The 10,302-nt window shown below is 40.9% G+C and carries 10 protein-coding genes; 4 read left to right on the top strand and 6 right to left on the bottom strand.

Annotation, left to right across the window (positions count from 1 at the left end):
• Positions 1-28 precede the first annotated feature (28 nt).
• Positions 29-1,405, bottom strand: a complete 1,377-nt coding sequence (locus tag ACTHJT_RS06580) for a UDP-N-acetylmuramate--L-alanine ligase (RefSeq protein ID WP_440237204.1) — start codon at positions 1,403-1,405, stop codon at positions 29-31.
• A 238-nt stretch (positions 1,406-1,643) separates the two neighbouring features.
• Here ACTHJT_RS06580 and dnaB point away from each other — a divergent pair, with 238 nt between their 5' ends.
• Complete coding sequence (gene dnaB, locus ACTHJT_RS06575) at positions 1,644-3,182, top strand: replicative DNA helicase (protein ID WP_440237203.1); 1,539 nt, start codon at positions 1,644-1,646, stop codon at positions 3,180-3,182.
• 149 nt (positions 3,183-3,331) lie between these two features.
• On the opposite strand, the gene ACTHJT_RS06570 is transcribed toward dnaB, so the two are convergent.
• From ACTHJT_RS06570 to ACTHJT_RS06550, 5 genes are all read right to left on the bottom strand, one after another.
• Entirely contained in the window at positions 3,332-3,466 is a 135-nt protein-coding gene (locus tag ACTHJT_RS06570) for a thioredoxin family protein (RefSeq protein WP_440237202.1), read from the bottom strand.
• Positions 3,467-4,210: 744 nt separating this feature from the next.
• On the bottom strand, positions 4,211-4,507 hold the full coding sequence (gene trxA / locus ACTHJT_RS06565) for a thioredoxin (RefSeq protein ID WP_440237201.1): 297 nt from the start codon (positions 4,505-4,507) through the stop codon (positions 4,211-4,213).
• 170 nt (positions 4,508-4,677) lie between these two features.
• Positions 4,678-6,060 (bottom strand): MBL fold metallo-hydrolase, encoded by a 1,383-nt coding sequence (locus ACTHJT_RS06560; protein ID WP_440237200.1) that lies wholly within the window; start codon positions 6,058-6,060, stop codon positions 4,678-4,680.
• Between the two features lie 174 nt (positions 6,061-6,234).
• The gene (locus ACTHJT_RS06555) at positions 6,235-7,158 is read right to left on the bottom strand and encodes an SPFH domain-containing protein (protein WP_440237199.1); all 924 of its coding nucleotides are present in this window, start codon (positions 7,156-7,158) and stop codon (positions 6,235-6,237) included.
• 150 nt (positions 7,159-7,308) lie between these two features.
• Positions 7,309-7,626, bottom strand: coding sequence for a hypothetical protein (locus ACTHJT_RS06550; protein ID WP_440237198.1), 318 nt, complete (start codon positions 7,624-7,626; stop codon positions 7,309-7,311).
• A 156-nt stretch (positions 7,627-7,782) separates the two neighbouring features.
• On the opposite strand from ACTHJT_RS06550, the gene ACTHJT_RS06545 reads away from it, so the two are divergent.
• From ACTHJT_RS06545 to ACTHJT_RS06535, 3 genes are read left to right on the top strand one after another with little or no spacing between them, the layout of a single operon-like run.
• A complete protein-coding gene (locus tag ACTHJT_RS06545) occupies positions 7,783-8,514 on the top strand; it encodes an electron transfer flavoprotein subunit beta/FixA family protein (RefSeq protein ID WP_440237197.1) in 732 nt (243 codons plus the stop codon).
• A 31-nt stretch (positions 8,515-8,545) separates the two neighbouring features.
• Positions 8,546-9,511, top strand: coding sequence for an electron transfer flavoprotein subunit alpha/FixB family protein (locus ACTHJT_RS06540; protein WP_440237196.1), 966 nt, complete (start codon positions 8,546-8,548; stop codon positions 9,509-9,511).
• 14 nt (positions 9,512-9,525) lie between these two features.
• Positions 9,526-10,158, top strand: a complete 633-nt coding sequence (locus tag ACTHJT_RS06535) for a bifunctional nuclease domain-containing protein (protein ID WP_440237195.1) — start codon at positions 9,526-9,528, stop codon at positions 10,156-10,158.
• Positions 10,159-10,302 lie beyond the last annotated feature (144 nt).

Below are 10,302 nucleotides of genomic sequence, written 5' to 3'. Positions count from 1 at the left end.
CTTCGAGATCGGGGAAGTTGATCTGTCATTATGCGCTTTGATTCAGAACGTGTGTAGTTAATTGTTTTAAGTCGATGCCGCCGAAATTACCGGAGCTCATAAGAAGTAAATTACTTTGCTTCCAGTCGTGCGCAAAAAGGAACTCTTCAAGTTTTTTGCTATCTGTAAATACTTTCAATTTAGGATTGTCAAATGCTTCAATGATATCCTGCTCCGTGATTTCTTCCAGACGTTTATGTTTAACGGTTTCCGGATTGAAGTAAACGATTGGTTCATCCGGTGCTTTGTATGTGTCTTTGTATTGGGAAAGAAAATCTTTATTCAGACTGCTGAATGTGTGCAGCTCAAGTACGCCTATTAGTTTTCGGTCTGCAAATTGTTTTTTTACTGCCTTGGAAGTTGCTTTTAACTTCGATGGTGCGTGGGCAAAGTCTTTGAACACCACATTGTTTTTGCCCCTGCCAAGGATTTCCAGACGATTGGCTGCACCTTTAAATGTTTTGATTGCATCGTGGAACATGGCTTCCGTAATGCCGATCTTTAAACATACATTTTTAGCAGCATTGATATTTTTTAGATTATGCTTACCGAAAACTTCCAGTTCTACTTTTTCTTTATCTGCCAGTAAGTAAGTGATGCCATTAATGATTTCGTGCTTCGGTGTTGAATAGGGGATCGATTGCACATCCGGTCTTGGTTTATCGCCGATCAATGTCGCAAGATCGTCTGAAGCACTGTAAATTAAGATTCCGCCTTTGGGTGTAGAATCTGCAAACGCATCAAATTGTTTTACATATTCTTCGAAAGTAGGATATACGTTGATGTGATCCCAGGCTACACCGCTGATCAAGCCAATGTGGTGATGGTAATGCAGGAATTTAGGTGTCAGGTCAAGCGGCGATGTTAAATATTCATCGCCTTCAATGATAATGATCGGTGCATCATCCGTGATCTGTACCATGGTGTCAAACCCATCCAGCTTTGCACCTACCAGGTAATCAAATTTGCGCTTGTGTGTTTTCAGCACGTGCATGATCATGGAGGTAATGGTTGTTTTTCCATGGCTGCCGGCAATCACAATGCGTTGCTTGTCTTTAGACTGTTCGTAAATATATTCCGGGAAAGAGTATATTTTCAGGCCCAGTTCCTTGGCTTTCTGTAGCTCCGGATTGTCATTGCGGGCATGCATGCCCAGGATGACAGCCTCAAGATCAGTAGTTATTTTTTCAGGAAACCAGCCCATTTGAGCCGGTAAAAGATTGTATGCTGCTAATCGTGTTTTGGAAGGCTCGAAAATTTCGTCGTCTGAACCGCTTACGTTATAACCTTTATGATGTAATGCCAATGCCAGGTTGTGCATGACTGCACCTCCGATAGCAATGAAATGAACGCTCTTGTTTGCCATTTTTATGAATTGTAATCAAACAAAAATAGAAGAAATCGTGATAAAATAATCAAAGTGGATAAAGGAAAATGAGGTGTGTTGATAAGTATGCATGGAATAACTGAATTTTAATCTCAGGCTAATGTTTACGTAATATGCAGAGGTGTTGACAGTTTGTGGGTAAGTGGCCTAATAAGTTGTGTGGAGTCTCATAATTTGCTTATCCATTTTGCTTAAGAAATAGACCTATATTTGAAGTATGGAGTTTGGAAAATCGAGAACGAAGTCTACCGGATTTGTAGCTAAAAATACGATAGCAACCGATTTGTTATCGTCAATGGGAAAACTGCCGCCCCAGGCGTTGGAAGTTGAAGAAGCGGTACTAGGTGCACTCTTATTGGAAAGAGATGCCCTTACCTCTGTGATTGATATTTTAAAACCTGAAAGTTTTTATAAAGAAGCGCATCAGAAAATATACCTGGCTGTTCTGGAATTGTTTGACCGTTCCGAACCGGTAGATTTGATCACGGTTGTGAACCACCTGCGTACGAAAGCCGAACTGGAATTTGTTGGCGGCGCGTATTACATCACTGAATTGACAACGAAAGTCAGTTCGGCGGCCAATATTGAATTTCACGCGCGTATTGTTTCAGAACAATCAATCAAGCGGAACCTGATTACCATTGCTTCCAAGATTCACAAGGATGCGTATGAAGATACAACAGACGTTTTTGAACTGTTGGATAAAACAGAAAAAGATTTGTACGAAGTTTCTGAGTCAAATATCCGTAAGAATTATTCGGAGATGCGAAGCCTTATCGGACAGGCATTGAAAGAGCTTGCGGAAAAGAAAGACCAGGCAGACGGCTTAACGGGTGTGCCTAGTGGTCTGGCTGATCTGGATCGGGTTACTTCCGGTTTCCAGAAAAGTGATTTGGTTATTATTGCAGCCCGTCCCGGTATGGGAAAGACAGCTTTCGTCTTGTCTGCCATGCGTAATGCTGCAGTAGATTTTAAAAAGCCGATTGCATTGTTTTCACTGGAGATGTCTGCTGTTCAGCTGGTGAATCGTTTGATCGCATCAGAAGCTGAACTGGATAGTTATAAAATTAAAACGGGTAAACTGGAAGAATATGAATGGCAGCAGCTGCACTCTAAAATTTCTCCGTTAACGTCTGCACCGATCTACATTGATGACACTCCCGGTTTGTCGATCCGTGAGTTGAGAACCAAAGCAAGACGTTTAAAGTCGCGTAATGATATTCAGATGATCATTATTGACTACTTGCAGCTGATGTCGGCTGATACAAGTAACAAAGGCGGCAGTGGTAACCGTGAACAGGAGATTTCTGCAATCTCCCGTGCATTGAAAGGCTTGGCAAAAGAACTGGAAGTACCGGTGATTGCATTGTCTCAGTTGAGCCGTGCGGTTGAATCCCGCGGTGGTGATAAGCGTCCACAGCTCTCAGATTTACGTGAATCGGGCGCGATCGAACAGGATGCCGATATCGTTATGTTCCTGTACCGTCCGGAATATTACAAAATCGAACAGGATGAGGAAGGAAACCCTACAGCGGGTACGGGTGAAGTAATTATTGCGAAGCACCGTAACGGATCGCTGGAAACGGTAAAGCTGAAATATATTGGTAAGTTTACGAAGTTCGCTGACCTTGGCGGCGACTTCATTGATATGGACAATAACTGGGGCGGCGACCAGAATAAGTTCTTTGGCGGACAAACGCTGGGCAGTAAGGTAAATGACTTCGGCGGTGATGATGATGGGCCAGCACCATTTTAAAAGAATTATGAATTATAAATTATGAGTTATAAATTGAAAATAACTTATCATGATAAAACAAAAAAGCTTGAATTCATTCAAGCCTTTTTGTTTTATACACAGGAATTATAAATTAAAATAATTCATAACTCATAATTTCTAATTCATAATTAGCAAAACGCAGCAAGCGTTTTGCTAAGCTGTCCTTCGTCCATATAACCGGAGCCGCGCCAGACAATCTTTCCCTGCTTGAATAAGATCATCGTTGGTACACCTTTCACCCATGTTGGCGTCGTCAATATCATACTTAACCAAGATTCAACCCGCTGTTGTGTCAACGACCAACAGCCCGCTGCTTTATCCTAGCCAACTAAATATTTTAATATCATAGAGTACAGGCTTGTTACCCCGATGGCAAAACAGGGGTGAAAGTCCTCTGGCTCATTCTTAGTGCAGCATGGACTGATGTCAATCATTCAGCAGTCTTTGGCTGCATGTTGAATAAATATCGTCTCCGTGTAAACACATGTCCAGCTGCTTGTACAATGCTTTTCAAAAACAAGATTTAACTGGCATTTGTATCTGTTTTTATAGAACTTTGCATATAAACAATCGCAGATTTCATTTTTAACCGTCAACATCGGTAATTTCCCCCAGCCGGAAAATAAAATTCCCAGTGCCGCACAAAAAAAATATTGGTTCACCTATAGTTCATCCGCAGTTCAGCCGCAGTTCACCCGTAGTTCACCCGTATATATGCCATATTATTGCCATTTCAGCAGCATAACAACAGTAATAAATAAGCCTTCAGCTTACATCCTGAACCCCATGGAATAAGTAATTTCTGATTCAAATAATCAGTACTCAAAACTCTTTACTCTGGAATCTGGCAACTATTTTTCTCTCTGTCGCTAGATTTAGCGAAACGGGCTAGTGACTTTTATTTAGTAGTCTCTGACTTCATTTTCTCTCTGGCCAGTCTTCAGACTTGGCCTATCATTCCGTAGTCCGCCGCGGCGGATTGACTACATTTTTAATTTCTAATTATTTCAAACGAAAGCTTGTAAAGTCTTGCTAAGCTGTCCTTCGTCCATATAACCGGAGCCGCGCCAGACAATCTTTCCCTGCTTGAATAAGATCATCGTTGGTACACCTTTGACTTGATAGGCCTGCGCGGCAGATGCATTTTTGTCTACATCTACCTTTATGACTTTTAAGCGTTCGTTGAATGTAGTTGCAACCTTCTCTATAACAGGAGCCAGCTGCTTGCAGGGGCCACACCAGGTAGCATGAAAATCTACGAGGACAGGTTTTTCTGAATTGATAAGATCTTGAAATGAAGCCATAGCAGTATGTTTTACATGAATGGAATAACGGTTTTCTATTCCTTTTATATAAGATACATAAAATTATTGATTTTTGCCTGGACATTTGATCAGGCATCAAACCTATAAGGGTTCATGCAATAAGTTTACTTGATGCGTTTAGCCCGACAAATTCCTATAGGTTTCGTTTCTTATGCCTTTGCATCCAGTTCTTTTTTAACTGCGCCGTATCCTCCGTCGACATCAATGACGTTGTTAATATTTCTGGACTTCAGAATCGATTCTGTAATAACTGATCTATAACCGCCGGCGCAATGCACATAGTACGTTTTATTTTTATCAAGACTGCTTGTCCAGTCGTTGATATAATCCAATGGCACGTTTCCGACTTCATTCAAATGGCCGGTCTCATACTCGCCCGGCTTGCGCACATCCAGAATGTTTAATGCAGCATTGCTTGAAACCTGCTCTGCAAATTCTTTTGCACTGATTGTACGAATGATGTCTTCAGGTTTGTTTGCTGCTTTCCAGGCTTGGTAGCCATTTTTAAGATAACCGATTACGTTATCTATACCCACGCGGGCCAAACGTATAATCGTTTCTTTCTCTTTGTCTGTATCGGTTATAAGAAGAATGGGTTGGGTTGTATCGGTGATCAGCACGCCGGCCCAGGGAGCAAACTGCCCGTTTAATCCAATGTTGATGGAACCTGGAATAAAGCCCTCTTTAAAGACTGCCGGATCTCTGGTATCCAATAGCAATGCACGCGTTTGTTCCTGAAGTTTTTCAAATCCGTCGGCATCAAGGGCAATGCTACCTTGTTTAATTACTTCGGCAGTATTTCTGTAACCTTCTTTATTCATTAATGCATTTACACTGAAATAGGACGGAGCAGGTTGCAGGTCTTCCAGTACTTCTTTGATGAACGTGGCTTTGTCCTGCGCTTTTAACGCATAGTTATTCTGCTTTTGATTACCCAGGGTATCAAACGTATCCTTGCTCATGTTCTTTCCGCAGGCAGATCCGGCGCCATGTGCCGGATAAATGAGAATGGAGTCGGGGAGCGTTTTGATCTTTGTTTCCAGTGAATCGTAAAGCATACCTGCCAGATCTTCTTTCGTTAAATCACTTTTGATAGCAAGATCCGGCCTGCCTACATCACCTATAAACAATGTGTCTCCGGTGAAGACAGCATGTTTGTTGCCGTTTTCATCGTATAATAAATAACAGCTGGATTCTGGGGTATGTCCCGGTGTATGCAGTACTTCAATGGTAAGTTTTCCGACACGCAGTTTTTCATGGTCCTGCGCAAGGTGGCTTTTAAAAGACGTAACGGCTTTAGGGCCGTAAACAATTTCAGCGCCGGTGGCTTCCGCCAGATCTATATGCCCGGAAACAAAGTCTGCATGAAAATGTGTTTCCAGAATGAATTTAAGTTTTACGTTATTACGTTCCAGTTTTTGGATGTAAGGCTGTATATCCCGCAAGGGATCAATAATAATTGCTTCGCCTTCTGATTCAATGTAATAGGCTGCTTCAGCCAGACATCCTGTATATAATTGTTCAACTTTCATACGCTCAGTACTAGTTTTCTGCTTTGCATTCAATATATAAACATGTTGTGACGTATGGAAAGAATTACTGAATAAAAATGAATGAATTTTAGGAATTGATACATTCATTTATAAGTAAGATAAAAAAAGACTGACCGGATTGCCGGTCAGTCTTCGATTCTATAAGGTGGGAAGTTATTTCTTCTCCTGTAACTTTGTTGTCGCCATCATCTGGTGCAGTGTTTTCTGCATACCTTCAGTTGAACCATCCAGGAAGATAACGTTGCCTTTTCCGTGTTCAGCAAAGTGTTTGATCGATTCTGTCCACAGGGAGAACATCAGATAAGAAGAATCAAGCTGCGCTTCAGACATCTCTTTCGCTGCCTGTGCCATACCTTTAGCAACCTCCTGACGGAACAAAGCAATACCTTGTCCACGTTGGATTGCAGCTTCTTTTTCTGCGATGGCAGAGATCTTGATCGCGTTACCTTCCGCTTCTGCAGCTTTCGTTTTTGTGATCAATAAAGCCTGACCTTCGTTTTCTGCAGCAGCTTTCAGGTTGTTTGAAGCAACAACCTTCGCCATGGATTTGATGATTTCGTCATCAAACATGATATCGTTCAGCTGAATGTCAATCATGTGGTAACCCCATTCTTCCAGCGTACCATCTAAATGCATCTTCACCTCTTCGATGATTTCTGTCCTCAGACTTAAGATCTCAGCTTGTTTTTTTGTTGCCACAAAGCTACGGATTGTGCCTTCAATGGTACGGATAAGTGCTTGCATGAAACTGGATTCATCAACGAATTTAAAGGCAACGTTTTTAATGGTTGATTCAGATTGGTTGATAACTGCATACAACATCATGGCTTTAAAATAAACATTCGCCTGATCTTGTGTTACAGCCTGGAATTCAATTTCAACAGAACGGTTTTGAATGGAAATTCTTTTGTAAACCGTTTCTATAAAAGGGATTCTGAAACTTAAACCCGGTTCAATAATCCTTCTGTATTTTCCGAAGACTGTTATAATGGCAACATATCCCTGCTTTACCGTAACAAATCCTGAAAAGATGATAAGGGCCAGGATTACTCCTAAAATACTTAATGTGATATTCATACGTGTAATGTTAAATGTGTAAAAGTTAAATTGATTAAATGAATAAATTAAGGGTGGCTAGCGCATTCGTGTCTGCTACATGGGAGTATGAGTTAAGTGAAGAAATGTATTGCTGCTAAACTAGTCAATCTTGAAAACTGAGAGATGCTTTTACATCAGATCAATTTCAAGATTCTGCTTTGCATTTTTTAGTTCGGCTAATGTTTTTGTTTCATTTAAAGATGCTGCAAGTTCTATGCCTTTGTCATATATAGCCAAAGCTTTTTCATAGTAACCTTTTTCTCCGAAATATTCTGCAGCCTGATAGTAGCTGGCCAGATATTCCGGGAACACAGTTAATAATTTATCAAAACACGTACCAGTCTCTGAAGAATCATTTTTTTTATATTCAAGTGCGATACCATACAGCAAAAAAGGATCATTGGGTTGTTCCTGATGCAATTGAAGTAAATACTTTAAACGATCCATTAAATAATTGTCATTTTTTTATAAAAAATGTAACTTTTAAGTATGTATTAGAGTTAAATATAATAAATTGAATTATGTTTAATTCATACCGTCATCAATAAATTATCGGCAGTGACGGCTGCCGGTTTAATTTGTCATTAAATATACATATAACCGATGAAAATTTTAGTTTGTATCACACATGTACCGGATACTACTTCCAAAATTACGTTTGCAGACAATAAATTCAATGCAGCAGGTGTTCAGTTTATCATCGGTCCGTACGATGAGTACGCGTTGTCAAGAGCTGTAGAATTAAAGGAACAGCATGGCGGTACTGTGACGGTGCTGAATGTTGGTGATGCTGAAACTGAACCAACGATTCGTAAAGCTCTTGCTATTGGTGCTGATGATGCGGTCCGCGTGAATGCAGTGCCGAAAGATTCAGGTTTTGTTGCTGCTCAGATTGCTGCTGTTGCTAAGACTGGCGGTTATGATTTGATTTTAATGGGACGTGAGTCTATTGATTATAACGGAGGCATCGTGCATGGTCTGGTGGCAGATATGTTAGGTATGCCTTCAGTAACACCTATCATGAAACTGGATATTGAGAATGGTGTTGCTAAAATGACACGTGAGATTGAAGGCGGTAAAGAGTCGGTAGAATGTGCGCTGCCGTTTGTGGCTGGTTGTCAGGAGCCGATCGCTGAATGGAAGATTCCAAACATGCGTGGAATCATGTCTGCAAGGACAAAACCATTGAACGTGATTGAGCCGGTGGCAGTGGCTGAAGAAGTTGCCTACGGAACATTTTCATTGCCGGCTCCGAAAGGTGCGTGCAAAATGGTAGATGCAGCCAATCCGGGAGAGCTGCTTACTCTGTTACGTAACGAAGCGAAAGTACTTTAATCCTTGTATTCACTTTATTTAGAGAAAGATTATGTCAGTATTAATATATGTAGAGTCAAATGGCTCTGAGATTAAAAAATCATCTATGGATGCGGTTGCATACGGTGCGCAGGTTGCTTCAAAAATCGGCGGTGCAGCTACAGTTGTTGCAATCGGTAATATTCCGGCAGACCAGCTTTCAGCCTTAGGTAATTTCGGAGCAGTAAAAGTATTGCATGTTACAGGCGATGTTTTCAATCAGAACTCCCCATTGGTATGTGCAGCAGCTGTGATCGAGGCGGCTAAAAAGTCTGGAGCGAAGGTTGTGGTATTACCTAAGTCTACATTGGTGGATTCGTTTGCGGCGAAAGTTGCCTCACAGCTTAAAGCTGGTATTGTCACCAATGTTACAGAATTACCAGATACAGGATCAGGTTTCCAGGTGAAGAGAGCTATTTTCACCGGAAAAGCTTTTGCAACAGTTTCTATCAATACAGATATCAAAGTTATTACATTAGCTAAAAACGCATTCCAGGGGGCTGAAACAGGTGGGACTGCCGCGGTGGAAGCATTGACTGTCTCTGTATCGGATGCTGATACAAAGGTTAAAACTACGAATGTGGAAAAAATGTCCGGAGAGTTGCTATTGACGGAAGCGGAGATTGTAGTTTCCGGTGGTAGAGGTCTAAAAGGCCCTGAAAATTGGGGCGTTTTGCTGGATCTGGCAAAAGCTTTAGGTGCGGCTACAGGCTGCTCTAAACCGGTTTCTGATATGGATTGGAGACCTCACCACGAACACGTTGGTCAAACAGGTGTAAAAGTAGCACCAAATTTATATATTGCAGTCGGAATCTCAGGAGCAATTCAGCATTTAGCTGGGGTGAATTCATCCAAGTGTATTGTTGTAATTAATAAGGATCCTGAAGCACCGTTCTTTAAAGCTGCAGACTACGGCATTGTAGGAGACTTGTTTGAAGTTTTACCTAAATTGACTGAAGCTGCTAAATTGCTTAAATAAAGCGCATCAGTAGAGTGGAGAAAATCAGATTAGAAATTATAGGCTTGTCATCCAGTCAATCGCAAACGGGTTCGTTTGCCTTAGTCTTAGGGGAGGTAAATGGTAACAGAAGGTTACCGATCATTATTGGAATGTTTGAGGCGCAGGCAATCGCTATTGAGATCGAGAAGGTAATTCCGAACCGTCCGATGACACACGATCTGTTTAAGTCTTTTGCATTATCTTTTCATTTCATCGTTGAAGAAATTGTTATTTCTGATTTGAAGGAAGGTGTATTCTTTGCAAAGATCATCTGCTCTGATGGTATCAAGAATATTGAAATTGATGCCCGTCCGTCAGATGCCATCGCTATTGGTTTACGCTTTGATGTTCCGATCTATTCCTATGAAACAATCATGTCTGAAGCTGGTATTGTACTGAACGACGAAACGGATGATATGGAAGATGAAGAAGAGGAGGAAGATGAAGATAATCTGGAAGAAGCTACAATCAGTTCCAATAAACCTGAAACGAACTTTACAGGCAGAGAAGATCAGATCAAAAATATGTCTTTAGATCAATTACAGGCAATGCTTGATGATGCAATTGAAAAAGAAGATTACGAAAAAGCAGCCCGTGTGCGCGATGAAATGAATAAGCGTAATTAACTCTGTAGATACTATATAAAAAGTCCGCCCCCACCTGTTAGCTATCAGGGCGGGGCGGACGTTTTATATTAAACCAAATAAAATATTTGGGTGTTTTGAGTGTTCAAAGAATTTATATAAAAAAAAAAAAATAACACTATTATA

Origin of the sequence: Cytophaga sp., assembly GCF_051961495.1 — a bacterium.
GTDB lineage: Bacteria > Bacteroidota > Bacteroidia > Cytophagales > Cytophagaceae > Cytophaga.
Note: the sequence above shows the minus strand (reverse complement) of the source record. Positions and strands in the feature narration are given on the sequence as shown.

Coding starts and splice junctions, on each gene's coding strand:
- trxA (WP_440237201.1), bottom strand. CDS start 4,507: ATGGCTTCATTTCAAGATCTTATCAATTCAGAAAAACCTGTCCTCGTA.
- ACTHJT_RS06545 (WP_440237197.1), top strand. CDS start 7,783: ATGAAAATTTTAGTTTGTATCACACATGTACCGGATACTACTTCCAAA.
- ACTHJT_RS06550 (WP_440237198.1), bottom strand. CDS start 7,626: ATGGATCGTTTAAAGTATTTACTTCAATTGCATCAGGAACAACCCAAT.
- ACTHJT_RS06580 (WP_440237204.1), bottom strand. CDS start 1,405: ATGGCAAACAAGAGCGTTCATTTCATTGCTATCGGAGGTGCAGTCATG.
- ACTHJT_RS06560 (WP_440237200.1), bottom strand. CDS start 6,060: ATGAAAGTTGAACAATTATATACAGGATGTCTGGCTGAAGCAGCCTAT.
- dnaB (WP_440237203.1), top strand. CDS start 1,644: ATGGAGTTTGGAAAATCGAGAACGAAGTCTACCGGATTTGTAGCTAAA.
- ACTHJT_RS06555 (WP_440237199.1), bottom strand. CDS start 7,158: ATGAATATCACATTAAGTATTTTAGGAGTAATCCTGGCCCTTATCATC.
- ACTHJT_RS06540 (WP_440237196.1), top strand. CDS start 8,546: ATGTCAGTATTAATATATGTAGAGTCAAATGGCTCTGAGATTAAAAAA.
- ACTHJT_RS06570 (WP_440237202.1), bottom strand. CDS start 3,466: ATGATATTGACGACGCCAACATGGGTGAAAGGTGTACCAACGATGATC.